The 25,889-nt window shown below is 62.1% G+C and carries 18 protein-coding genes and 1 pseudogene; 9 read left to right on the forward strand and 10 right to left on the reverse strand.

Annotation, left to right across the window (positions count from 1 at the left end):
* Positions 1-40: 40 nt before the first annotated feature.
* The 10 genes from yajC to NFV80_RS02800 all read right to left on the reverse strand — a co-directional run bounded on the left by yajC (position 41) and on the right by NFV80_RS02800 (position 12,907).
* A complete protein-coding gene (gene yajC, locus NFV80_RS02755; protein ID WP_295326518.1) occupies positions 41-367 on the reverse strand; it encodes a preprotein translocase subunit YajC in 327 nt (108 codons plus the stop codon).
* A gap of 48 nt (positions 368-415) precedes the next feature.
* Positions 416-1,531 carry a tRNA guanosine(34) transglycosylase Tgt gene (gene tgt, locus NFV80_RS02760; protein WP_295326516.1) on the reverse strand — a complete coding sequence of 372 codons (1,116 nt, stop codon included), beginning with the start codon at positions 1,529-1,531 and terminating at the stop codon, positions 416-418.
* A 204-nt stretch (positions 1,532-1,735) separates the two neighbouring features.
* Positions 1,736-4,468, reverse strand: a complete 2,733-nt coding sequence (gene ppdK, locus NFV80_RS02765) for a pyruvate, phosphate dikinase (protein WP_295326513.1) — start codon at positions 4,466-4,468, stop codon at positions 1,736-1,738.
* 155 nt (positions 4,469-4,623) lie between these two features.
* Positions 4,624-6,246 carry an NAD(P)-binding protein gene (locus NFV80_RS02770; protein WP_295326512.1) on the reverse strand — a complete coding sequence of 541 codons (1,623 nt, stop codon included), beginning with the start codon at positions 6,244-6,246 and terminating at the stop codon, positions 4,624-4,626.
* Positions 6,246-7,259 (reverse strand): thiamine pyrophosphate-dependent enzyme, encoded by a 1,014-nt coding sequence (locus tag NFV80_RS02775; RefSeq protein ID WP_295326510.1) that lies wholly within the window; start codon positions 7,257-7,259, stop codon positions 6,246-6,248. The genes NFV80_RS02770 and NFV80_RS02775 overlap by 1 nt, the downstream gene beginning before the upstream one ends.
* Positions 7,260-7,269: 10 nt before the next feature.
* A complete protein-coding gene (gene porA, locus NFV80_RS02780; RefSeq protein WP_295326508.1) occupies positions 7,270-8,523 on the reverse strand; it encodes a pyruvate ferredoxin oxidoreductase in 1,254 nt (417 codons plus the stop codon).
* Entirely contained in the window at positions 8,516-9,112 is a 597-nt protein-coding gene (locus NFV80_RS02785) for a 2-oxoacid:acceptor oxidoreductase family protein (protein ID WP_295326506.1), read from the reverse strand. The genes porA and NFV80_RS02785 overlap by 8 nt, the downstream gene beginning before the upstream one ends.
* Before the next feature lie 364 nt (positions 9,113-9,476).
* Positions 9,477-10,535, reverse strand: a complete 1,059-nt coding sequence (locus NFV80_RS02790) for a MaoC family dehydratase (RefSeq protein ID WP_295326504.1) — start codon at positions 10,533-10,535, stop codon at positions 9,477-9,479.
* A 35-nt stretch (positions 10,536-10,570) separates the two neighbouring features.
* On the reverse strand, positions 10,571-11,626 hold the full coding sequence (locus NFV80_RS02795; protein WP_295326503.1) for a CoA ester lyase: 1,056 nt from the start codon (positions 11,624-11,626) through the stop codon (positions 10,571-10,573).
* Positions 11,627-11,686: 60 nt separating this feature from the next.
* Positions 11,687-12,907 carry a 2-methylfumaryl-CoA isomerase gene (locus NFV80_RS02800; protein WP_295326501.1) on the reverse strand — a complete coding sequence of 407 codons (1,221 nt, stop codon included), beginning with the start codon at positions 12,905-12,907 and terminating at the stop codon, positions 11,687-11,689.
* A gap of 347 nt (positions 12,908-13,254) precedes the next feature.
* Between NFV80_RS02800 and NFV80_RS02805 the strand changes: the two genes are divergently transcribed.
* From NFV80_RS02805 to NFV80_RS02845, 9 genes and pseudogenes are all read left to right on the forward strand, one after another.
* The gene (locus NFV80_RS02805; RefSeq protein ID WP_295326499.1) at positions 13,255-14,106 is read left to right on the forward strand and encodes an acyl-CoA dehydrogenase; all 852 of its coding nucleotides are present in this window, start codon (positions 13,255-13,257) and stop codon (positions 14,104-14,106) included.
* A gap of 1,113 nt (positions 14,107-15,219) precedes the next feature.
* Positions 15,220-16,662: a phosphoenolpyruvate kinase gene (locus NFV80_RS02810; protein ID WP_295326498.1), complete on the forward strand. Its 1,443-nt coding sequence runs from the start codon at positions 15,220-15,222 to the stop codon at positions 16,660-16,662.
* Between the two features lie 46 nt (positions 16,663-16,708).
* Positions 16,709-18,385 carry an acyl-CoA dehydrogenase family protein gene (locus tag NFV80_RS02815; protein WP_295326496.1) on the forward strand — a complete coding sequence of 559 codons (1,677 nt, stop codon included), beginning with the start codon at positions 16,709-16,711 and terminating at the stop codon, positions 18,383-18,385.
* A gap of 45 nt (positions 18,386-18,430) precedes the next feature.
* Entirely contained in the window at positions 18,431-19,618 is a 1,188-nt protein-coding gene (locus tag NFV80_RS02820) for a MaoC family dehydratase (RefSeq protein WP_295326495.1), read from the forward strand.
* Entirely contained in the window at positions 19,615-21,633 is a 2,019-nt protein-coding gene (locus tag NFV80_RS02825) for a protein meaA (RefSeq protein ID WP_295326493.1), read from the forward strand. The genes NFV80_RS02820 and NFV80_RS02825 overlap by 4 nt, the downstream gene beginning before the upstream one ends.
* A gap of 7 nt (positions 21,634-21,640) precedes the next feature.
* Positions 21,641-22,690, forward strand: a complete 1,050-nt coding sequence (locus NFV80_RS02830) for an ATP/GTP-binding protein (protein ID WP_295326491.1) — start codon at positions 21,641-21,643, stop codon at positions 22,688-22,690.
* Positions 22,671-23,903 (forward strand): annotated as a pseudogene (gene ccrA, locus NFV80_RS02835) (crotonyl-CoA carboxylase/reductase); the annotation flags it as partial. The gene NFV80_RS02830 and the pseudogene ccrA, both read left to right, overlap by 20 nt.
* Positions 23,904-24,062: 159 nt before the next feature.
* Positions 24,063-24,425, forward strand: coding sequence for a CBS domain-containing protein (locus tag NFV80_RS02840; RefSeq protein WP_295326546.1), 363 nt, complete (start codon positions 24,063-24,065; stop codon positions 24,423-24,425).
* Between the two features lie 128 nt (positions 24,426-24,553).
* Positions 24,554-25,528: an NADPH:quinone oxidoreductase family protein gene (locus tag NFV80_RS02845; RefSeq protein ID WP_295326489.1), complete on the forward strand. Its 975-nt coding sequence runs from the start codon at positions 24,554-24,556 to the stop codon at positions 25,526-25,528.
* The last annotated feature ends 361 nt before the right edge of the window (positions 25,529-25,889 follow it).

A 25,889-nucleotide genomic window follows, 5' to 3' on the forward strand; every position in this document is an offset into this window, starting at 1 on the left:
GAAGGCGAGGCCGCCATGCGAAGAGCGGCCGTCAAGTGGGTTAGAGCGCTTTCAGCGTACCCTTTGGCAGAACCAACGTGACGGCCTGCTTCTGTACCTGGATTTCGACTGCCTCGGCGACTTCGAGCGTCAGGAAGTTGTCGCTGACACGGGTAATGCGACCGGCAATACCGCCGCCGGTGACCACTTCGTCTCCCTTGGCCAGCGCTTCGATCAGCGCCTTGTGCTCCTTCGCACGCTTCATTTGCGGGCGAATCATCAGGAAATAGAGGACAACGAACATCAGAATGATCGGCAGCAACTGCATGAAGCCACCCATGGGGTCTGCAGCGGCAGCTTGTTGAGCGTGGGCGGTGCTGATCAGCACGTCGGTCTCCTCAGGCAAAATATTCTAATCAAACTTGTCATTCTAACACTATGCTTCGCGTTGCTGCTCGCGCGCGTAGTGGAAGCCGGCAATTGTCTCCGCCAGATTGCCTCTGCGGATCGCGTCACGCAGTTCCAGCATCAGCTGGTGATAATAGTGCAGGTTGTGCAGGGTTCCGAGTTGCGCCGCGAGGATCTCGCCGATGCGGCTGAGGTGATGCAGGTAGGCGCGTGAAAAATTCTGGCAGGTGTAGCACGCGCAGCCCTCGTCAAGCGGCTGTGGGTCGTTCCTGTACCTCGCGTTGCGGATACGGACGTCGCCGTGCCGGGTAAACAGGTGACCGTTGCGCGCGTTGCGCGTTGGCAGGACGCAGTCGAAGAGGTCGATTCCGACGTTTACCGCAGCCACCAGGTCTTCCGGTGTACCAACGCCCATCAGATAGCGCGGTTTGTGCGCTGGCAGGCGTGGCGTCGTGTGGGCGAGAATCCGCGCCATGTCCTCCTTCGGCTCGCCGACCGACAGTCCGCCGATGGCGAAGCCGTCGAAACCGATGTCGATCAGTCCGGCCAGCGATTCGTCCCGCAGGTCTTCATACATGCCGCCCTGCACGATCCCGAACAAGGCGTTGCGGTTGTCGAGCCGGTCGTGCGCGGCGCGCGAACGCCGCGCCCAGCGCAAGGAAAGGCGCATTGACGCGGCGGCTTCGTTGTGGCTGGCTGGGTACGCCGTGCACTCGTCGAAAATCATGACGATGTCCGAATCGAGGACACGCTGGATGCGCATCGACTCCTCCGGCGTCAGGAACAGGCGGTCGCCATTGATCGGCGACTGAAACCTGACTCCTTCTTCGGTCACCTTGCGCAGCGCACCCAGCGAAAACACCTGGAAGCCGCCCGAATCGGTGAGGATCGGGCCATTCCAGCACATGAAGCGGTGCAGGCCACGGTGACTGGCGATCACCTCCAGCCCGGGCCGCAGCCAGAGATGGAAGGTGTTCCCCAGACAGATCTGTGCGCCCGTTTCGATCAGGTCGCGCGGGGTCATCGCCTTGATCGTGCCATAGGTGCCAACGGGCATGAAGGCGGGGGTTTCGACGATGCCGTGTGCGAGGGTGATACGGCCGCGACGGGCTGTGCCATCGCTGGCGAGAAGTTGGAAGTTCATTCGTCAGTGAGTGGGAATGCGATTGCGGATCAGGTCTGCCGCGACGATGCGGGTGGCCGGAGCAGAGGCAGCTTCCGCGGGGCACGATGCCCGGCTTGCAGAGGAGCGCACTCGGCCGAAAAGCACGCACCCCGGGCAGAGCCCGGGGTGCGAGGTATGATCGGCCGTGCTCGCTGGCGGGCGCGGCCGGGGCAGAGATACCGCCTACTTGCTGTCGTCGAGTGCCGCCTGCGCGGCCGCCAGACGGGCAAGCGGCACCCGGAACGGCGAACAACTCACATAGTCGAGCCCGGTCCGATGGAAGAAAGCGACCGAAGCCGGATCACCGCCGTGCTCGCCGCAGACCCCGAGCTTGATTCCGGAGCGTACCGAACGCCCTTTTTCGACGGCCATCTTGACCAGCAGACCGACGCCCTTCTGATCGATCGACTGGAAAGGATCGAACTCGTACATGCCGTCCTTGAGATAGCTGGGCAGGAACTTTCCGGCATCGTCACGCGAGAAGCCCATGGCCATCTGCGTGAGATCATTGGTGCCGAACGAGAAGAACTCCGCCTGTTGGCCGATGCTGTCGGCGATCAGGGCTGCGCGTGGCGTTTCGATCATGGTGCCGAGCAGGAAGTCGAGCTTCTCGCCGCGTTCGGCGAAGACCGCCGCCGCCGTTTGACGGATTACCTTGGCTTGCGCGTTGAATTCACGGACCGTTCCCACCAGCGGGATCATGATTTCGGCCTTGACGTCGAAACCCTTGGCCTTCATGTTGAGGCCCGCTTCGATGATCGCCCGCGCCTGCATTTCGGTGATTTCCGGGTAGGTGATGCCGAGGCGACAACCGCGATGGCCCATCATCGGGTTGAACTCGTGCAAATCGTCGACGCGCATCTTGATCACGCCCAGCGGCACGTTCATTTCGTGCGCCATGATCCGCTGGTTTTCCTCGTCGTGCGGAACGAACTCGTGCAGCGGTGGGTCGAGCAGGCGGATGGTGACCGGCAGGCCGCTCATTTCGCGGAACAGTCCCTCGAAGTCGCCACGCTGCATCGGCAGCAGCTTGGCCAGTGCCCGGCGACGCCCGCCTTCGTCGTCGGCCAGGATCATTTCACGAACTGCCTTGATGCGGTCGCCCTCGAAGAACATGTGCTCGGTGCGGCACAGGCCGATCCCCTTGGCGCCGAAATTGCGCGCCACCTTGGCGTCTTCCGGTGTGTCGGCGTTGGCGCGCACGCCAAGTCGCTTGTAGCGGTCCGTCAGTTCCATCAGCGCGCCGAAGTCGCCGGTGAGTTCGGCTTCCTTGGTCGGCACCTGGCCTTCGTACACTTCTCCGGTCGAGCCGTCGAGCGAGATCCAGTCGCCTTCGCGATAGGTCTTTTCGCCGATCGACATCGTACGCGCGTGATAATCGACGCGCACCGCGCCGGCACCGGAGATGCAGCACTTGCCCATGCCGCGTGCGACGACGGCGGCGTGCGAGGTCATGCCGCCTCGGGCGGTCAGAATCCCCTTGGCGACGCTCATGCCGCGCAGGTCCTCCGGCGAGGTCTCCTGACGCACCAGGATCACCGCATGTCCCTTTCGTACCCATTCCTCGGCTTCATCGGCAAAGAAGACGATCTGTCCGGCGGCGGCACCCGGCGACGCCGGCAGGCCATGCGCGATGGAGCGCGCCTTCTTGATGGCGGTGGGGTCGAATACCGGGTGCAGCAGCTCGTTCAGGCGTTCCGGGTCCACGCGCCGCAAAGCTTCCTTTTCGTCGATCATTCCCTGCTTGAGCATCTGCATGGCGATGCGCACCATGGCCGCACCCGTGCGCTTGCCGTTGCGGGTCTGCAGCATCCACAGGCGGCCTTCCTGGATCGTGAACTCGACGTCCTGCATGTCCCTGTAATGGTTTTCAAGTTTCGTTTCCGCGTGCAGGAGTTGCTGGTAGATGTCGGGCATCAGCTCCTCAAGCGACGGGAAGCGGGTGCGACGTTCCTCTTCGTCGACCAGTGCCAGCTGCGCCCAGCGGCGCGACCCCTCGAGCGTGACCTGTTGCGGCGTACGAATTCCGGCGACGACGTCCTCGCCCTGCGCGTTGATCAGGAATTCGCCATTGAACAGGTCTTCGCCGGTGGCTGCGTCACGCGTGAAGGCGACGCCGGTGGCGCTGTTCTCGCCGAGATTGCCGAAGACCATGGCCTGGACGTTGACCGCGGTTCCCCAGGTGTCGGGAATGTCGTTCAGTTCGCGGTAGACCTTGGCGCGGTCGTTGTTCCAGCTCTGGAAGACGGCCATGATCGCACCCCACAACTGCTCCCAGGGATCGGTCGGAAAATCGCGGCCGACACGGGCGCGAATCAGCCCCTTGAAACGCAACACGAGTTCCTTGAGATCGTCGGTATCGAGCTCGGTATCGAGCTGTACTCCCTTCTTATCCTTGAGCGCGTCGATGACCACTTCGAAGGGATCGTGTTCCTGTTTCGACACCGGCTTCAAGCCCATGACGACGTCGCCGTACATCTGGACGAAACGACGGTACGAGTCCCAGGCGAATCGTTCGTTGTTGGCCTTGCGCGCCAGACCGGCGACCGCTTCGTCGTTGAGGCCGAGATTCAGGATGGTGTCCATCATTCCGGGCATCGACGCGCGCGAACCCGAGCGCACCGACAGCAGCAGCGGATCGGAGGGGTCGCCGAATTTCTTGCCCATTTCCTGCTCGACAAAGGCCACGCCCTGCCGGACTTCGGCCTCGATCAGCTTGACCACGGCGTCCTGGCCCTGCTCGGTATATACCGTGCACACCTCGGTACTGATCGTGAAACCGGGTGGCACCAGGATTCCCAGGCGGCACATTTCCGCCAGGTTGGCACCCTTGCCTCCGAGCAGGTTCTTCATCTTGGCGTCGCCGTCAGTTCTGGCGGCACCGAATACGTAGACGTTCTTTGTTTCAGTGGACATACATACCTCGCGGGTGAGGGAACAAGGAAAGGACACCTCGAACCGATGGTCCGAAGTGCCCCCAGATTTGGTGACCCGGCCAGCGGCGCCGGCTCACGGGATTCTTGCGCCCCTGTCGTGAAAGCGGTCAGGGGCGCGACGCAATGCGGCGGCGCTCAGATTTCTTCGGCCTCCATCCTGATGGCGCCACAAGGACACTCGGCGACACACACACCGCAGCCCTTGCAATAGTCGTAATTGAACTGGAAGCGTTTGCCGGGACCGAGTTTGATCACCGCGTTGTCCGGACAAACGCCGTAGCAGTTGTCGCATTCGAAGCAGTTGCCGCAGGAAAGACAGCGACGTGCTTCAAACAGGGCATTGTTTTCGTCGAGTCCGCCCTGGACTTCGTCGAAGGTCGACTGGCGACGGATGATGTCGAGCATCGGACGCACGGTCTTTGGTGCGTCGGTGTAGTACCAGGTATTGAGCCTCTCGAAAGCGGCGACCTCGTGTTTCGCTGGTGCGACGTACTGATCGCCACGTAGCCACGCATCGATGTGCTTTGCTGCCGCTTTGCCGTGGCCAATGGCGACGGTCACGTTGCGCTCGGCGGGAACCATGTCGCCTCCGGCGAAGATGCCCGGATGGCCGGTCATCATGTTCGCGCCGACCTTGACCACGCCGTCGCTGACCTCGAGGCCGGGAACTCCCTCCAGCAGTCCGAGATCGACATCCTGACCGAGCGCAAGAACCAGCGAGTCGGCCTCGATCGTTTCGAATTCGCCGGTTGGCTGGGGAAAGCCCTTGCTGTCGAGCGCCATTTTTTCGATCGTCAGCGAGGAGTCGCCGGCCTGCTTGATGGTCGATAGCCACTTGACCATCACTCCTTCCTGCAGCGCCTCCTCGACTTCGAAGTCGTGCGCCGGCATCTTCTCGCGAGTGCGGCGATAGACGATCAGCGGTTCGGCACCCATTCGCTTGGCGGTACGTGCCACATCGATGGCCGTATTGCCGCCACCGTACACGACGACGCGGCGACCGAGCAATGGCTTGTCTTCTCCTTCCATGCTGCGCAGTAGCGAAATGGCATCGATGATCTTGGCCGCGTCACCTGCCGGGATCATCGCACGTTTGCCGATATGCGCACCGACTGCCAGGAAGGCCGCGTCGAATCTGCCCGCCTGCATCGTGTCCAGGATGTTCTCGACCTTGCTGTTCAGTTGCACGTCGACGCCGAGGTCAACGACCCGTTGCATTTCCGCTTCGAGCACATCGCGCGGCAGGCGGTACTTGGGAATGCCGAAGCGCATCATGCCCCCCAGCAGCGGACCCGCTTCGTGCACGGTGACGCGGTGTCCGAGCCGGCGCAGGTGATAGGCTGCCGACATGCCGGAAGGACCAGCGCCGACGACCAGAATGTGCTTGCCGGTTTCGCTACTGGGTGCCGTCAGTTTCCAGCCGCGTTTGAGCGCCTCGTCGCCGAGAAAGCGCTCGACCGAATTGATCCCGACCGGTTCGTCAAGCTGCCCGCGATTGCAGGCACTTTCGCAAGTGTGATAGCAGACACGTCCCATGATCGCCGGGAAGGGGTTGTCTCTCGTCAGGTGCCGCCAAGCGCTTTCGTAGTCACCCGACTCGGCGTGGAACAGCCAACCCTGGATGTCTTCCCCGGCCGGGCATTGCTTGTTGCAGGGCGGCAAGCGATCGACATATACCGGACGGGAGGTACGCCACGAACCGGTGCGGTTGGCTAACGAAGAGCCCGGGTCCAGGGTGATTGCAAAAGGTTTTTCCATCAGTTCGCCTCCTGGTCGAGCAGTCCGTACTTACGAATATTCTTGTCGGCCGCCGCTTGCAGGCGGGCGATCGTTTCCACCGCCGGCTTCTTGCCGAACAGGTGGGCATAACGTTTCTGCAGTTTCAGGTATTCCTCGACTGGCTGCTGTCTGCGGATCTTGAGAACGCCGGTGACTTCGCCGTGCTCCGCTTCGAATACCGGGAAGACGCCGGTCTCCTTGGCCAGGCGGGCCAGCTTGATGGTGTCCTGCGACGCCGCTCCCCAGCCGAGTGGACAAGGAACGAGGATGTGGATGTAGCGCGCGCCACGCATGCCCATTGCCTTGGTGACCTTGTATTCGAGGTCGTGCAGGCCGGCGACGGTAGCCGTCGCGACGTAAGGTATCTCGTGCGCCATGGCGATTGCCGGGACGAATTTGCCCTGGCCGAAGGCGTTTCCGGGTTCCGGGCCGACCGGCATGGTGGTGGCAGTACGCGCTGCCGGCGGCGTTGCCGAACTGCGCTGGACGCCGGTATTCATGTAACCGCCATTGTCGTAGCAGATGTACAGGACGTCGTCGTTGCGCTCGAACATTCCGGAGAGGCAGCCGAAACCGATATCGGTTGTGCCGCCGTCGCCGCCCTGGGCGACGACGCGCACGTCGCCCATTTCACCTTTCTGTCGTTTGACCTTGATCGCTGCGGCGATGCCGGTGGCGACTGCCGCCGTATTGCCGAAGAGCGAGTGGATCCAGGGGATCTGCCAGGACGTTTCCGGGTAGGGCGTCGAAAACACTTCAAGGCAACCGGTGGCATTGGCCGCGATCAGACGACCACGTGCGGCGTTCATCGCCGCGTCGATTGCGAAGCGTGCACCGAGGGCTTCGCCGCAGCCCTGACAGGCGCGATGCCCCGAGTTCAGTGAATTGGTGCGCCCGATGTCGGCCTGCACGGTGCGGTCTTTGTCACTCAGCAGGCGGTTGCCGACAGTGAACGTGCCGGTCTGGTAGAAATGGAGTGGTTGGAAGCTCATGTTGGGTTCCTCAGCCAATGCGGGCGGCAATGACGCCCACGTCGCGCAGCATGCTTTCGGCTGCCGGGCCCGAACGGCGCGTGGCGCGCTCGCGTTCGAGCTGCTTGTTGATCACGTTCCAGTCGAGGTCCAGGAAAGAGAGGTGTTCGAGTTCGCCGCGGGCAGCCTTGGCAAACAGGGCGCGCAAGGACTTCCTGGTGATCGCCCGTCCGCCCAGCCCGGCGACGACGGTGTGGCCGTGCAACTGGAGCCCTGACATGGCCATGCGAACGTCGGTGGACAGGATGCCGCCGATCCCGACGGCCAGGCTCTTTTCGAGCACGACGACGCGTTGCGCATTCTGCAGTGCCGCGCGAACGCTCTCGATCGGGAAGGGACGGTACGAAGTGATTCCCAGTACGCCGATCTTCTCGCCGGCAGCGCGCATCTCGTCGACCGTGTCCTTGATCGTTCCCAACACCGAGCCCATCGCCACGACGATGGTGTCGGCATCGTCGGTCAGGTACGAATGCGTCAAGCCGCCCGACTCGCGCCCGAATACCGCCTTGAACTGCTCGGCCATTTTCGGGATCAGTTCGAGCGCCTGCATCTGTTTGGCGTGCGCGAGGTAGCGTACTTCCGCGAATGCTTCCGGGCCGACCATGGCGCCAATCGACACCGGATTCTTGGGATCGAGCACCTGCCGGGGTTCGTACGGTGGCAGGAAAGAGTCGACCTGTTCCTGGCTGGGTACGTCCACGCGCTCGTAGGCGTGCGTCAGAATGAAGCCGTCCATGCACACCATCACCGGCAGGCTGACCTCCTCCGCCAGCTTGAACGCCTGGATGTGCAGATCAAGCGCTTCCTGGTTGGTTTCGGCGAACAACTGAATCCAGCCGGAGTCGCGTTGCGAGAGCGAGTCGGAATGATCGTTCCAGATGTTGATCGGTGCGCCGATTGCACGGTTGGCCACGGTCATCACGATCGGCAGGCCGAGCCCGGATGCGTTGAACACCGCCTCGACCATGAACAACAGGCCCTGCGAAGCGGTGGCGGTGTAGGTGCGCGCGCCGGCGGCAGATGAGCCGATGGCGACGCTCATTGCCGCGAATTCGGATTCGACATTGATGAACTCGCAATTCTCGACATCGCCGGCCTTGACCATCTCGCCAAGTCCTTCGACGATGTGCGTTTGCGGTGAAATGGGATAGGCGCAGACGACCTCGGGTCGGCAAAGGGCTACTGCCTCGGCGACGGCGTGTGAACCTTCGGTCTGTTTAAGCATGTGCTGCCTCCTCCTGACGCGCCCCTGCAATCTCGTCAAGGACGAACTGATACGCTTCGCTGGCGGCCGCGATGTTGTTGCTGGCGACCTTGTCCGAAAACTTGGCGTTGATCGCCTGGATGACCGACTCCAGCTTGATGATCGCCGATGCCGCGGCGAAGCCGGCGAGCAGCGGAACGTTGGGCATGGGGCGACCGACGTGCTTGCGACTGAGGTCGGTCGCAGGAACCGTGCACAGCCTTTCCTTTGGCCAGTCGCGGACATAATCGCCGAGGCCCAACTCGTCGAAGGTGCGGCTGGTATTGATCAGGATGTAGCCGTTCTTTTTCAGTCCGGCGAAGACGTCGACCTGGTGCAGCAAGGTTGGATCCTGAATGATCAGGGCATCCGGTTCCATGATCGGTTCGCGCAGCCGGATTTCCTGGTCGGCGATCCGGCAGAAAGCAACGACAGGGGCTCCGGTACGTTCGGAACCAAAGCTCGGAAAGGCCTGAGCGTGGCGGCCTTCCTCAAACGCAGCAATCGACAACATCTCGGCAGCCGTGACCACGCCTTGGCCGCCGCGACCGTGTATTCGGACCTGGAACATAACTCCTCCATGATTTCACATCGTTCTTTCGACGTTCGCGCAGCATAGCTGAGTTCAAGTCCGATGAAAACAACGATACCGCGGCGTATGGTCGAACTTTTTGCAATTTCTGTTGCCGCCGTGGTCGGTTCTGGGTCCACCGCAGGCTGCGCGCCGCCCGTGCATGTCTTCGTCATATGCACGAAAAACGAGTGGCGTGTTCGCTGACACTTGCGTCGCGGGGCGGATGATGCCGAATGACGATTCGTCGCTGGTTGGCTGGCAGGTGGTCGCTCGCCAGTTAGGGCCGGGGTTGGCAACGGTCACCCGGCAGCACTTCCCCGCGCTTTACCATGCGACCTTTTTCTGCACTGAGGCGATCCGCCTACATCCTTCTCGGCATCAACACCGTGTAGTCGAAATCAAGCAGCACACTCGCATCGTAACGGCCATCGGCCATCTTGTAGGGGAATTCAGCACAGGGTCTATCCTTGGTGGCCACCGTGCGCAGGCGGAGCGCGCCGAGATCGCTGCGTCCCGGAACGATCAGTTGCTCGAGCACTTCCGACCAGGCATACACCGTGTCGCCGGCAAATGCCGGCGAGACATGGCGGCCGCCGTTGATTGCGGCGACGGTGAAGGCGTTGGCGAGGCCGTTGAAGGACAGCGAGCGGGCTAGGCTGATGATGTGACCGCCGTAAATGATTCGCCTCCCGAAACGGCCGGTCTTTTCCGCCTGCTGGTTAAAGTGCACGCGGGCGGTGTTCTGGTACAGCCGGGTGGCCATCATGTGTTCGCTTTCTTCGATGGTCATGCCGTCGACGTGGTCGATGCGCTCGCCCACCGAATAATCCTCCCAGAGTTCGCGACTGCCGGCGAGTGCGGTGTCGTACTGCTCCATGCGGAGCAGGCTAGGCACTACCAGGTCGCTGGCCGCAACAGCGGCGGGAAGATCCGGTACGACGGCTTCCGGTGCCGGCGAAGCGGGATCGCGTTTGCGCACCATGACCCAACGGCAATAGTCGAGCGCGATCTGGCCACGCTGATTCACTCCACAGGAGCGGATATAGACGACGCCGGTCTTGCCGTCACTGTTCTCCTTCAGGCCGATCACCGTGGAATCGGCGTTCAGCGTGTCCCCCGGATACACCGGGTGACCAAAGCGACCGGCCGCATAGCCCAGGTTGGCCACGGCATTGAGCGAAATGTCCGGCACGGTCCTGCCAAAGACCATGTGGAATGCGAGCAGATCGTCAACGGGCGCACGCGGCAGGCCGAGCAGGTGGGCAAAAGTGTCGGCCGAGGAGAACGCAAAGCGCGAGCCGGTCAGCGCCGTGTACAGCGCCACGTCGCCCTCGGTGATGGTTCGCGGAGTTGCGTGTACGATCGTCTGTCCGATGGAGAAGTCTTCGAAAAAGTTGCCCAGCGTGGTCTTTTCGCTCATTGGATGGTGTCTCCTTGTGCCATCGAGTGCGCTTGCTACAGGCCGTACGCGGCGGCCAGTTCCGGGTCGCGCCTGGCCACCAGTCGCGCGAGGTCGACCATCACGCGGGCTTGCTTCCAGGTGGCATCGTCCTGCATCTTGCCGTCAATCGTTGCCACGCCGCTGCCGTCGGGCATCGCCTCGAGGATGCGCTTGGCGAACAGCACTTCCTTGACGTCGGGGCTGAACACGCGCTTGGCGATGACGATCTGGTTCGGTGCCAGCGACCAGGCACCACTGCAGCCCATCAGGAATGCATTGCGGAACTGCGCCTCACATGCTGCTTCATCCTTCAGATCGCCGAAGGGTCCGTAGAACGAGCGCAGACCATGCGCGACCGCTGCGTCGACCATGCGGGCGACAGTGTAATGCCAGAGATCCTGCTGGAAGAATGCACGCTCGCCGGGGCCGCCTCCCTGGTTCTCTCCCGGATCGGCGAGCACACCATAGCCCGGATGTCCGCCACCGACCCGGGTGGTCTTCATGCCGCGCGAAGCCGCCAGATCGGCCGGACCCAGGCTCAGCCCATGCATGCGTGGGCTGGCGGCGCAGATTGCCTCGACATTGGTCACTCCCTGTGCCGTTTCGAGCAGGGCGTGCAGCAGAATCGGCTTCCTGATCGCGTACTTCGCTTCGAGCAGCGCCACGTACTGATCGACGAAATGGATGTCCCACGGGCCTTCCACCTTGGGGATCATGATCACATCGAGCTTGTTGCCGACGCGCCCGATGATCTGGTCGAGGTCGTCGAGCACCCAGGGGCTGTTCAGAGCGTTGATTCGCACCCACATTGCGGTGTCGCCGAAATCATGGCCGGCCAGCAGCTCGATGAAGCCGGCGCGCGCTGCGTCCTTGGCTTCGATCGGGATGGCATCTTCGAGATTGCCGCACATGACATCGCACTGCCTGGCGGTTTCTGGCGCCTTGGCGCGAATCTTCTCGATATGTGGCGGAAAGAAGTGGATCATTCGTTCCGGCCGCACGGGCAGTTCGCGGAGAGGCTGTGGCGCTCCGATGGCGAGCGGTTTGTAGAAGTGTACTGGCAGTTTCATGGTGGTTTCCCCTGGTCTATGCGCGGCGGTTCGCTGCGCCGCGAATGTCGGCGGCAATTGTCAGTCTGGCCCCGCGACGACGCGCGCGTCGTGCAAGCGACCAACCTCGGCTTCGCTCAAGCCGAGAATGTCGAGCAGAATCTGATCCGTGTGCTCGCCGAGTCGCGGCGCCGGCTTTGCCGGCAGGCGGGGCACACGGCCGAAATCGAGCGGCGTCGCGGGCATCAGGTAGGAGCCGATGCCGGGCTGTTCGGTCATGGCAAACATCGGATTGTCGATCGAACAATCGCGGTCACAGGCGATGGCTTCGCGCACACTGCGATAGGGGCCCCACGAAACGCGGTGGGCATCGAGGATGGCGGCTGCCTCGGCGAGGGTGCGGGCGTGGAACCATGGCTCGAGCAGGGCCGCAATCTGCTGTCGGGCGCGAAAGCGATTGCCTTCATCGCCGAGATCCAGACCCAACCGGACGCCGAGCGCGGCGAAAGCCTCCTGCAGGCCGGTGGCCTGGCTCAGACAACGCCACTGCATGTCGGTGAGACCGACGACCATCAGACGCTTGCCGTCGAGCGTCGTGAAGTCGCGACCGAAAGCGCCGTAGAGATAGTTGCCCTGGCGCGGCCGGTCGCTGTCATTGACCATCACTTCGGCAATCATGCCGAAATTGCCGATCATTGCCAGTGCCACATCCTTCAGCGCGAGACGCACGAGCTGTCCTTCGCCAGTGAGTCGGCGATGCCGTTCGGCGGCGAGCAGGCCGAGGGCGATCATCTGGCCGCTGATGAAGTCCCACGCCGGAAACACGTGATTTACCACTTCCGGCGAACTGTTCGGCCCGGTCATCAAGGGTAGCCCGATCTGCGGGTTCAGCGTGTAATCGACTTCCGAGCTGCCGTCGCGACGACCGGTCAGGTTGATCATGATCAGGTCCTGTCGTCGCGCACGCAGCGCTTCGTAGGCCAGCCAGCCCTTGGCGGGAAAATTGGTGCTGAACAGGCCGGCGTTCTCACCTGGCGCACAGATCAGCTGGGTCAACAATTCCTGCCCGCGCGGCTTGCGAAAATCAACTGCGATCGAGCGCTTGCCCTTGTTCAGTCCTGCCCAGAAGAGGCTGTGTTTGCCGTCCAGCGTGAGCGGCCAGCGGTGATGGTCGAGTCCGCCGGCGAGGGGGTCGAAGCGGATGACGTCTGCGCCGAGCTGGGCCAGCGTCATTCCTCCCAGCGGTGCAGCGACAAAAGCGGAACCTTCGACGACGCGCAGGCCCTTGAGAATTCCATCCATTTTCTTCTCCTGCAGCGTCGGCGCTCATCGCAGACGTATCGCAAGTCCTCTTCCGCTTGCGACAAGGTCGAGTGGAGCAGGGTACATGCCGATGCGGAATCTTTCGTAGCGCACGTCTCGTTTGCCAGTCGATCGCCTGAAGCGATCGACAAGCCTGGACAGATGCCGATTGCAGGCGACCGAACGCCGACACAAGCGGGCTAGTATATCGGCAAACTCGCCCACTTGGCGCATGAATCTGGATCGAGTTGCAGATCAACCGGGGCTGCGTGCGGCGACGAGCGTTTGGCCGTATGCTGCGCATTGCTTGACAAAGCTTTTTCCGAGTCCTCGAAAGGATCTTCCCCATGACTGACGCAAACTACGCGAATTGGATCGGTCGCCAGGAGGTCATCGACGATGACCTGTGTCTCGCACCAGCACTGGCCGCGGCTGCGATGCTCGACGATCCCGCCACTCGTTTCGCGCCGGGAAGCGCATTGCCGCCCTTGTGGCAGTGGTTCTACTTCCTTCCCCGCGTGCAGCAAACGATGCTCGGAGTAGATGGGCATCCGCAACGCGGCGGTTTCATGCCGCCGATTCCCTATCCGCGACGGATGTTTGCCGGTGCGCGCATGCGCTTCCATCGTCCTTTGCTGATTGGCCAGCCGGCCCGTCGGAAAGCAGTCATTCGTGACATCCGGCTGAAGTCGGGACGCTCCGGCGCGCTCGCCTTCGTCTCGGTTCTCTACAGCTTCCTGCAGGCGGGCCAATTGTGCATCGAAGAGGAGCAGGACATCGTTTACCGCGAGCCCGGGCCAGCGGTCGACCGTCCGCGCGTGCTCGACTGGCCGCAGCTTCCTTCCGGGGCGTGGGCGCGCGTAGTGAGACCCGATCCGATGCTGCTTTTTCGCTTTTCGGCACTGACCTTCAATGCACACCGCATTCACTACGATCGGCCCTATGCGATCGAAGAAGAGGGCTATCCCGGGCTGGTGGTGCACGGACCGTTGACTGCCGTCCTGCTGATGGAACTCGTGCGTCAGCACGTGCAACACCCGGTCCAGACATTCCGTTTTCGCGGACTGGCGCCCCTCTTCGATCTCGCTCCGTTTCGTGTCGTGTGTTCCTCCGGCGGCGACGGTCTCCTCTGTCTGGAGGCACAAGCGCCAGATGGTATGACGGCGATGAGCGCGGACGCGGAACTCTCGGCGCCATAGCGGCCCGCCATCACCTCCCTCTTTCCCGGCCTTTCCGCAGGCCGAAGACGGGTGGCTGTTCGGTTGCTGGGGCGGCACCGGGTTAACTGCATTGCCCTTTTTCGGTGTAGGCAAAATGGCCCTGCAAATACACCCAATCGAGCTTGCGAGTGGTCCGCGCGAAGGACTAGAATGATCGGGGCTCATGTCGCCGCGACAAGTGTCGCGGCGAGGCAGGCCGAGGATGCCGTCAGACGGACCGACGCGGACGACGCACTTCTTTCGATGCGGATCGGGTAGCGCCGGTGGGCGGTTCGCAAGCGGTCGGAACGGCCGCTTGCAGTGGTCCGAGACGGTGCGCACGGGCTGCAAGCGGACGTCTCGGCAGCGCGATCGGCAAGCCGAAGGCGCGGCCCGAGTGCTGCGAAGAATTCGGAATTGGCTCGTCGCAATGCGGTGGGCAGGCAGTGACCAAGGGGAGGGCAGCCGTGGTTCAGCAATGCGTCCTGGTGTGGGGCTCCCGTGCCAGGGGCTACGCGCAGCGCAGGACTCCGCTGGTCCATCCCGACGACTTGCGGCCGGCCCACGTGATCGCGGGCGAGGCGCGGCGGTCGAGCGTTCGCAGGAGGGCACCCCGCGGTTCGCTGATCGCTCGTCAAGGCGTGAAAATGCCGTCCATGCGGACTGGGAAACAGTCGAGACAGGCCTTCAGGCGGGACGATGCAGGCAAGGCCCGGCTGGCGCACGAGGCAGTGCCCTTCTCGTGCACGGCAAGCCCGATTCGAGGCCAGCGTTCTCGCGCTGAGCTGTTTCCTACCCATCTTTCAGCGACTGGGGTGCGTTCCGGCCCGCAGTCGTCGACCGCGATTGCCGTCGCGCGCTCGTTTGCCCGATTGGCTACGAACACAGGCGGGCGTCGCCCAATGGCGCATGCTTTTTCCTGCTGGCCGATTCCCGCTGGCCGTGTCCGACCGAGCCTTTCTGGCCCGGGGTCCTTTGCGCGGGCGGTCGTGCTCCAAGCCGGTATTCCCTGCGACCGGATCGTGGCCGTCGGCGGTGACCGTGGTGGGAGCGGCCGGAAATCAGCAGGATGTCGACAAGAATGTGTTTTTGGCAACGATCAGGAGGCAACACATGAAGCTCACTCTGACCCATGACGAATTGAATGCCTATTACAGCGAGCTGCACGACTCCAATGCGGTGTTCCGTGCGGATTATCCTGCCGATTCGTTCGAGAGACAGCCGGTCCACACGGTTTACGGAGGCGCCAATCTGTTCAAGGCGAGCTTCGCCAGCAAACTGGGTGAGGTTGCTCTGAAGACTCTCGACACCTATGCACCGACCTACAACGTATTTGCACGCGTTCTTGGCCTGCCCGGATCCGAGACGCTGCCGACCAATCCGGTCTATCTGGACAGTCTGACGCGTGCGTTGGAAACCAGTCCGGAGCAGGTGCGCCAGATCAAGCCGGCTGCCTGGCTGGCGTTCACCGTGTTCAACCGTGTCGTCAAGAAGCTGCAAACCGAACCGATCGAGGACAATCGCATCGATTTCGAGGACGGCTATGGCAATCGTCCCGATGACGAGGAGGATAGCCATGCCGTATCCGCTGCCGACGAAGTTGCCAAGGGCATGAGCGAGAATCTGCTGTCGCCATTCATCGGCATTCGGGTAAAGACGTTTTCTGACGAGTGCAAGGTGCGATCGATACGTACCCTCGACATATTCCTGACCCGATTGGCGGAGAAGACCGGTGGCAGGCTGCCACAGAATTTCATTGTCACGCTGCCCAAGGTGGTCACCCCGACGCAGGTTTCCACCTGCGCCAAGGTCCTGGAGAATCTCGAAAGCCGGCTGGGTTTTCCGCAGGGTTCGCTAAAAATGGAAATCATGATCGAAACCACCCAGTCGATCATCAACCACCGGGGCGAAAACACGGTTCCGCTGCTCGTCGCTGCCGCCGGAGGCCGCTGCCGCTCGGCCATTTTCGGGACGTACGATTATACGGCGTCGTGCAACATCACGGCCGCGCACCAAAGTCACACCCACCCCGCCTGTGATTTCGCCCGCCATGTGTTGCAGGTCAGTCTGGCAGGCACCGGCGTGACGATCAGTGACGGCGCCACCACCAGCATGCCGATCGGACCCCACAAGGCTGCCAAGGATGCCGCCCTTTCCCCGCAGCAGATGGACGAGAATCGCGCCGTGGTACACGGCGCCTGGAAGCTGCACTACGACAATATCATGCACTCGATGCGGCACGCGTATTATCAGGGTTGGGATCTGAATCCGGGGCAATTGCCGGTGCGCTACGCAGCGGTCGATACCTTTTTCCTCAGCGGTCTGCAGGATGCTTCGGTCCGGCTGAACGCTTTCCTCAACAAGGCAGCGCAGGCGACGCTGGTCGGCAATACCTTTGACGACGCGGCGACCGGCCAGGGGTTGTTGAACTTTTTTCTGCGCGGCATGGCGTGCGGAGCCATCACCGAGCAGGAGGTTCTGGCGACGGGAATCACCCTGGACGAACTGCGCTCCCGCTCGTTCGTTCGCATCGTCAATAACCGGGCCAAGAAATAGCCATCGAGCAGTGGTGGTCGATCGCTTGTGAAGAAAGGAATCAATCATGACTGAGGTCAACAGCGACACGCTGGGGTCGCTGCAGTATCTGGAATCAGCCGATGCGGTACTCAGACAGGCGCTGACCTGGGTAAAGCGGGAATGTGCCGGCGGCAAGGGGGTGTCGAACGAGAAACTCGACGAGCACCAAATGGCCAGCTTTGACCTGGCCTGGTGTGCGGCGGAATCGACCGCCGCACGTTTTGCCGTGGAATATGCGCGTCAGGTGGCTGCCGTTGCGCCAGTTGCCGACGGGAGCTGTCTGGAGGAGCGGATGGCGCGAGTGTTCTGCGCCGAAGCCTTGCAAAACATCCACAATCGCTTGCGGGCGCGACCACAGAGCTTCGGGCTCGACGACTCGAATCTGGCGCCGTTTGCCGCGACGGCCGTCAGTCGCTTCTGCCAGAGCCAGCTCGATGCCGGCAATCTGGAATCACTGGGCAGAGAAGTGATCGCACGCAATGGTGCCAGCGGCGCGTACATGCTGGACGATCACGCCACGATGATGCAGGACGCGTTCCGCAAGCTGGCCACCAACGTCGTCATGCCGCTGGCCGAGGAGATCCATCGGGAAGACCGGATCATTCCGCCGGAGATTCTCGACCAATTGACAGAAATGGGCTGCTTCGGGTTGTCGGTCCCCGAGAGATACGGCGGTCTCCAGAGTGACGACCATGAAGACAACACGGGGATGATCGTCGTTACCGAAGAGCTCTCGCGCGGCTCGCTCGGCGCGGCCGGCAGCCTGATCACGCGGCCGGAGATTCTCAGTCGAGCGTTGCTCAAGGGGGGCACCGAGGAGCAGAGGCAAAAATGGTTGCCGCTGGTCGCGAGTGGCCAGCCCTTGTGCGCCATCGCCGTGACCGAGCCGGATACCGGCTCCGATGTCGCGGCGATGCGTCTGAAGGCGACGAAGTGCGAGGGCGGATGGCTGCTCGACGGCGTCAAGACCTGGTGCACCATGGCAGGAAAGGCCGGCGTGCTGCTCGTTCTCGCGCGCTCGAATCCTGACCGCTCGCTCGGCCACAAGGGGCTAAGCATGTTTCTGGTCGAAAAGGATTCGTATGACGGTCATGATTTCGAATATCGTCAGGCGCAGGGCGGCGTGCTCAGTGGCCGCGCGATTTCGACCATCGGTTATCGTGGCATGCATTCCTACGAGGTATTCTTCGACAATGTGTTCGTGCCGGACGAGAATCTGGTGGGCGGACCGGAGGGGGAAGGGAAGGGTTTCTACTTCACGATGGCTGGGTTCGCTGGCGGCCGCATTCAAACCGCTGCACGCGCCATCGGCGTAATGCAGGCCGCGTTCGAGCGGGCGGTTTCGTATTCCCAGGAGCGCAAGGCTTTCGGAAAACCGATCGGCGAATTTCAACTGACTCTCGTCAAGCTGGCGCGCATGGCGACGCTGCTGACGGTTTCCCGCCAGTTCACCTACGCCGTCGGTCGTTTGATGGACCAGGGGCTGGGTCAGATGGAAGCGAGCATGGTGAAGCTGTTTACCTGTCGAACCGCCGAGTGGCTGACTCGCGAAGCGATGCAGATACACGGTGGCATGGGTTACGCAGAGGAATCGCCGGTCAGCCGCTATTTTCTCGATGCCCGTGTGCTGTCGATATTCGAAGGTGCCGAAGAAACATTGGCTCTGAAAGTGATCGCGCGCTCCCTCATCGACGCTGTCTAGGACGGGCGGCGGGTGCCCCCAGCGTCACGCGAAAAGGATGAATCCATGTCGCAGGCAATTCGTTTCCGAGCGCAGGTCGAACTGGCCAAAACAGTGCAGGTAGACCTCGCAAAGGTCCGGTATCCTCATTATGGTCGCTATCTGGAGGAGTTCGTTCCCGGCCAGGTGTTCGTTCACCCCCGCGGCTTCACCTTTCTCCGCGCCCAGATGGAAGCATTTGCGCGGACCTACATGCAGTGCAATCCGTTGTATCTCAACGAACAGTATGCCAAGGCCAGCGGATTTTCGGGTCTGCTGGCGTCACCCCAGATGGTGTTCAATGTGGTTCTCTCGCTGGGGGTGCAGAACGATTCGGAAAAGGCGATGGCCAACCTTGGTTATTACGATGCCCGGTTTCTGCGACCCGTGCACGAGCTGGATACCATCCGTTCGCTCACCAAGGTGATCGATCGCAAGGAGCGCGGTGCCGGCAAGCCGGGGATCGTGACCATCCGGACGCTTGGCATCAACCAGAACGAAGAGGTGGTGCTGCAATACGAACGGAAGATCATGGTTGCCGGGCAGGGTGACCGCCCGGCGACCACACCCTTGCCCCGGTCGGACGTGATGCCGCCTTTCCCCTGGGTCGATGATGCGGAGGTCGTTCTGCCGCGCTTCCCGGAACGGATGCCCTCCGGGTTGACCGGTCCCAATTCCTGTTTCGAGGATTTTGCAGTCGGCGACATCATCGTGCATGCCAACGGCCGAACGATCACCGATGAGCATCTGCCGCTGACCTATGCCGTGGGCAACACGCATCCGCTGCATTTCGACCGGATTTTCAGTTCCGGCCTGTCGGGCAAGATGAGCGGCGACCCCATCGTTTATGGCGGTCTGGTTTTTGCTTGGCTCGACGGCCTGGCCAGCCGCGACGTCAGTGAAAACAGCGTCTGGGAGCTCGGCTTTACCGAGGGGTATCACACCCAGCCGTCGATCGGCGGCGACACCGTTGCAGCCCTCTCTCGGGTGCTGGCTGTCGAAGATGCTCCCGGCGAATTGTCGGCGAAATTCGGCATCGTCAGTTTCCAGTTGATCGGCGTCAAGAACGTCAGCGCGTCCAGCGCGCTTGCGAAGTACGGCGCAGACCTGTTCATCAAGGAGAACGACAAGAAGGAGATGGACAAGGAGAAGATCGACGGCAAGATTTTTGAGATCGAGAGACGTCTCTTGATCAGAAAAAGGGGACAGTCATGATTTCTTCCCGGAAAAAGCGCGATCAGCCCTGGTTGATGCGGACCTACAGCGGTCACAGTTCGGCCAGAGCGTCCAACGCCCTCTATCGGACCAATCTCGCCAAGGGCCAGACTGGGCTTTCGGTGGCTTTCGACCTGCCCACGCAGACGGGCTACGACGCTGACCATCCGTTGGCGAGAGGCGAGGTCGGCAAGGTCGGGGTGCCCATCTCGCACATTGGGGACATGGATCAACTGTTCGATCAGATTCCGCTCGACCAGATGAACACGTCGATGACCATCAACGCCACTGCGGCATGGCTCCTGTCGCTGTACATCGGGTTGGCGCAACGGCGAGGAATCGATCCGAGAAAACTGAGTGGCACCACCCAGAACGACATCATCAAGGAGTATCTCTCGCGCGGCACGTACATCTATCCGCCGGGTCCGTCGATGCGTCTGATCGCCGACACGATCAACTACACGGTCCGGCATGTGCCGAAGTGGAATCCGACGAACATCTGCAGCTACCACTTGCAGGAGGCGGGCGCGACGCCGGTTCAGGAGTTGGCCTATGCGCTGTGCACCGCTATGGCAGTGCTCGACACGGTCAAGGCTTCCGGCGAGATCGAGGTGGCTGCCTTTCCGCAGGTCGTCGAGCGGATCTCCTTCTTCGTCAATGCCGGCATGCGCTTCGTCGAAGAATGTTGCAAGTTGCGGGCGTTCGGCGAAATGTGGGACGAACTGACGGCGACCCGCTACCAGGTCGACGATCCGAAGCTGCGTCGCTTCCGTTACGGCGTGCAGGTAAACTCGCTGGGCCTGACCGAGCCACAGCCGGAAAACAACGTGCAGAGAATCGTTCTCGAAATGCTGGCGGTAGTGCTCTCCAGGCGGGCGCGAGCGCGTGCCATCCAGTTGCCTGCATGGAACGAGGCCATGGGACTTCCGCGCCCCTGGGATCAGCAATGGGCGCTGCGGATGCAGCAGGTGATGGCATTCGAAACCGACTTGCTAGAATACGAGGATATTCTCGACGGGTCGCCGGTCATCGCTGCCAAGGTTGCCGACTTGATCGAAGGCGCGAAGAAGGAGATCGAGAAAGTCGAGGAGCAGGGCGGAATCATCGCGGCGATCGAGTCCGGCTATATCAAGCGGGAACTGGTGGGAAGCCACATGCACCGCTTGCGTGCCATCGAGTCTGGCGATCTGCAAATCATCGGGGTCAATTGCTTTCAGGAAACCGCCGAATCGCCGCTGACCGGGGGCACCGACGGGGCGATCATGAAGATCGATCCGGCCGCCGAGCGTGGGCAGATCGAGCGCCTGCAGGCGCATCGAAAAAGCCGCAACGATGCCGACGTTCGTGCCGCCCTGCAGGGACTCGCCGATGCCGCCAAGACTGGCGAAAACATCATGCCGAGTTCGATTCGTTGCGCGCTGGCGGGAGTCAGCACCGGCGAATGGGGCGACACGCTGCGCGCGGTTTTCGGCGAGTTCAGGCCGCCGACGGGGATCGACATTGCCATTGACAGCCGCCAGGTGCTTGGCCAGAAGGACCTGGTTGCCGAACTCAGGGAACGGGTAGCCGACACCGGCAGCGCATTGGGTCGTCCGCTGAAACTGTTGGTCGGCAAGCCCGGACTGGATGGGCATTCCAATGGTGCCGAGCAGGTCGCCGTGAAAGCCAGGGACGTTGGCTTCGAGGTCGTTTACGACGGCATTCGGCTGACGCCGCAACAGATTGCCCAGGCGGCCGAGGAGGAAGGAGTGCACCTGGTTGGCCTGTCGATCCTCTCGGGAAGCCACATGGAACTGGCGGGAGCGGTCCTCCGGGAACTGCATGCGCGGGATCTCGGGAACCTGCCGGTGATCGCCGGCGGGATCATTCCGCCAGAAGATGCCGAAAGACTGAAGGCGCTCGGGGTGCGCGCGGTCTACACCCCCAAGGACTTCAATCTGAATGCCATCATGGTGGACATGGTGGATGTGATCCGCGAATGCAACGGACTGCAACGGCTCGGCCCGCGACCCTGACAGATCCATGACGCAAGTCAAGCTTCCCGATCCCGAGCAGCTGGCTTTGCGCATTTTGCGCGGCGAGCGGGCGGCGGTGGCCAGCGGCCTGAATCTGCTGGACAACAAGCTTGCCGAAGCGCGTTCCCGTTCGGCGCGGCTGCTGGCATCGCTGTCCGGAGAGCACTGGCTCGATGCCGGCCACCTGATCGGGATCACCGGCCCGCCGGGTGCGGGCAAGTCGTCGCTGGTTTCGGCACTCATTCGGGCATGGCGTTCCTCCGGCAGGAGCGTTGCGGTGCTTGCGGTGGATCCCTCGAGCCGCCCCGAACTGGGAGGCGGGGCCTTGCTCGGAGATCGCATTCGTATCAAGAATTCGTCGCATGATGAAGGCTTGTTCATCCGCTCGCTGGCCAACCGCAATCAGTTGGGGGGCGTGGCGACCGAGGTCTGGCCGATGAGTTGGCTGCTATTGACCTGTTTCGACATCGTCGTGATCGAGACGGTGGGCGTCGGGCAGACCGAAATCGATATCGCCGAAATCGGCGACACGGTCTGCTACGTGGCGCAGCCAGCTTCGGGCGACACGATCCAGTATTTGAAGTCGGGGATCATCGAAATCCCGGATATCTTCGCGGTCAATAAGTCGGACCTCGGTGCTGCCGCGCGCAAGACCGCTGCCGAAATCGCGCGCAGCGCATCGCGGCAGGACCGCCGGGCCGACTGGGATTACCCGGTGTGCTTGGTGAGCGCGGCAATGAGCACCGGGATCGAGCAATTCCGCGACCATTTCGACAGGCATCGCAGCTTTCTCACCAATGCCGGATTACTGGGAAAGCTGCGCGCCCGTCATCAGAGCGCCTGGGTAGTGCGCTTGCTGAAAGAGGAATTTGGAACTTTCGGCCTAGAACTGGCCGGTGGCCGCACCGCTGTCGCCGAGCGTCTGAGCAAGGGTGTACTGAACCAGTTCGAAGAATACGAGCGCCTGCGCAAGCAAATTCTTTCCCGATTCATGTCGGTAAGCCGACCGAGCAGTCCAACCAAAAAGGAGCATCCTGATGAGCAAGCAATTGTATGAGTTAGGCGAGAAACCTCCCCTCGGAGAAGTGCCGGAGAAGATGCATGCCTGGCTGGTCCGCCAGGATCGCTTTGGCAAGCCCACCGAGGCGTTTCAGAAGGAGGTGGTGAATACGCCCTCCATCGCCGACGATGAAGTGCTGGTTTATGTCATGGCGGCGGGTATCAACTACAACAACGTCTGGGCGGCACTGGGTATTCCGGTCAATGTGATCGCTGCCCGCAACAAGGGCGGGGAACCCGAAGACTTCCATATCGGCGGCAGCGACGCATCGGGGATCGTCTATAAGGTTGGCAAGGACGTGACCAACGTCAAGGTAGGCGACGAAGTCGTGATGCATTGCGGTCAATACAGCCGAAACTGCGAGTGGGTCAAGAAGGGGGGTGACCCGATGTACTCGCCGTCGTTCAAAATCTGGGGCTATGAGACCAATTATGGCAGCTTCGCCCAATTCACCCGGGTACAGGCGCAGCAGTGCATGCCCAAGCCCAAGCACATGAACTGGGAGGAGTCGGCAGCCTATACGCTGGTCGCGGCTACCGCATGGCGGATGCTGCACGGCTGGGGCGCCAGTTCGATCAAGAAAGGGGATGTCGCGCTGATCTGGGGCGGCGCCGGGGGTCTGGGCTCGATGGCGATTCAGATCGCCAAGGCGGTCGGTGCCACTTCGGTGGCGATGGTGTCGGGCGAGGACAAGTTCGACTACTGCATGAAGTTGGGCGCAAAAGGCTGCATCAATCGCAATGACTTCGATCACTGGGGAATGCTGCCGCACTGGAAGGATGGCGCAGGTTACGCGAAGTGGTTGAAAGGCGTACGCTCGTTCGGCGCGAAGATCTGGGAAGTGCTCGGCGAAAAGCGGGCACCGAATATCGTTTTCGAGCATCCGGGCGAGAGCACCATCCCGAGTTCGATTTTCGTCTGCGAGACCGGCGGCATGGTCGTCGTCTGCGCCGGCACTACCGGGTACAATGCCACGGTCGATCTGCGTTACCTCTGGATGCGACAGAAGCGTCTGCAGGGATCGCACTTCGCGAATACGGAGCAGGCCAACCAGATGAACGAATTGGCGTTGCGCGGCTTGCTCGATCCGTGCATGTCGCGTGTCTTCACCTACGAAGAGTTGCCACTGGCCCACCAACTGATGCACGACAACAAGCACCCGCACGGCAACATGTCCGTGCTGATCGGCGCCACCGAGTTCGGTCTTGGAGCCAGCGGCAAGCCCCCGGTGGCAATGGTGCATCCGACCTTGCCCAAGGGCGACGTGCATACGACCCCCGCGCCGTACCCGATGTCCGTACCGCTGCCGAGCATCGCCGAGGGCGAAGCGCTGACCGTTGCCGACGACGGTACCAAGGTGCGCGACCTGATGCATCTGGGCATTATCTCCTGTACGCCGGACGATAGCGTCGGAACGGTCGCCAAGATCATGGTGGACAAGGAAATCCACGCGGTCGTGGTGATGGATGACCAGGGACAGGCAGTGGGCGTCGTGTCGCAGACCGACATGGTGCTGGCGCGGCAGGGCCGGACTCCGGATCAGGCGCGATCGATGCTGGCCAGGGAAGTCATGACCCCGGGTTGCGCCACCTGCGACGCCGATATGCTTTTGAGCGAGGCGGTCAGCCTGCTGACTGCACGGCGGATGCATCGCCTGGTGGTCACCGAAAATGGCCAGCCGGTCGGCGTGCTCTCGATGACCGACGTCGTGCGCAAGATCATCGGCGAGTAGTCGGTAGCGTGGGCAGGCGCTGGTGGCGAGCGTCGCGCCACCGCGTCTGGTCCGCATCGGGGAACTGTAAACTCCCTCCTCCTCCTTCGTGATGGAGAAGGGAAACTTGTGAAACGAGGGCTCCCGCCATGCAGGCCATCGTCTGCCAGGAACTCGGCGGCCCTGCCGCCTTGCGCCTGAGCGAAGTTCCTGATCCATGCCCCGGAGCGGGGCAGGTGCGTCTGCGAGTGCGCGCCTGCGGGATCAACTTCGCCGATGGTCTGATCACCCGTGGCCAGTATCAGGTGCAGCCGCAACTGCCCTTCAGTCCTGGTTTCGAGGTTGCCGGCGAAGTGCTGGAACTGGGTGCCGGCGTGGACGAATTTGCGCAAGGCGATCGAGTGATCGCCATCACGCCGCACGGCGGCTACGCCGAGCAGGTCGTGGTAGCCGCGACGCGTTGCCTGCGGATGCCGGCGGCGATGCCCTGGGTCGACGGGGCTGCCTTCCCGGTCGTTTTCGGCACTTCGCACGTCGCCCTGGCGCACCGGGCGCGGTTGCGGAAGGGAGAGCTGCTGGTGGTGCATGGGGCCGGTGGCGGTGTCGGGCTGACCGCAGTTGCCATCGGCAAGCAATTGGGGGCGACGGTGATTGCGACCGCGAGCAGTCGTGCCAAGCTGGAGGCGGCTCGCGCACAGGGCGCGGACCACCTGATCGATGCCAGCGACGACCTGCGGTTGCGGATCAGGGAACTGAGCAACGGGCGCGGCGCCGACGTGGTGTACGATCCGGTCGGTGGGGATTCATTCACCGCGTCGCTGCGCAGCATGGCATTCGAGGGGCGGATCCTGATCATTGGATTCGCGAGCGGCTCCGTGCCGCAGGTTCCCGCCAACCATCTGCTGGTCAAGAATGTTGATGTAATCGGGGTCAATTGGCCGGCCTACGCCGAACTGCATCCCGAAGTGATGATCGGCAGTTTCCGTACCCTCGTTCAATGGTATGTCGACGGCGCGATCAGGCCGCACGTTTCGGCGACGTATCCGCTGGCACAGGCGGTCGACGCCCTGCATGAGGTCGTGGGCCGAAAATCCACCGGGAAAATCGTCATCACCGTCGACTGAGAGCATAGATGGTCGCCCCGGTTTGCCAAGCATTCATTTCGATGGAGGCGGAGAAGGTGGAGATTGCAGCCATGGAACCGGACCTTGATCGAGGCTACCCGCCCCTGTCCCTGATGGAATACGCTGACCGGGCCCTTATCAGTGAAATGGACTCGAAGTGCGAAACTCTCATCAGGGTGTCCTGGTCACGGTCTGACCTGTCTCGCCATCACGTCATGATTGCCCGAGCAATCGGTAGATTCTCCTCGGAAGTTCGTCGTCGTTGTATTGCTACACCGTGTTCAAGCCGTAGTCGCTCCGTAATCGGCCTCGTAGTCCCGGCCGTGCGCCAACAACGCCCAGGCGATTCGTGCATTCTTGT

Source organism: Accumulibacter sp. (assembly GCF_023806565.1).
Taxonomy (GTDB): Bacteria; Pseudomonadota; Gammaproteobacteria; order Burkholderiales; family Rhodocyclaceae; genus Accumulibacter.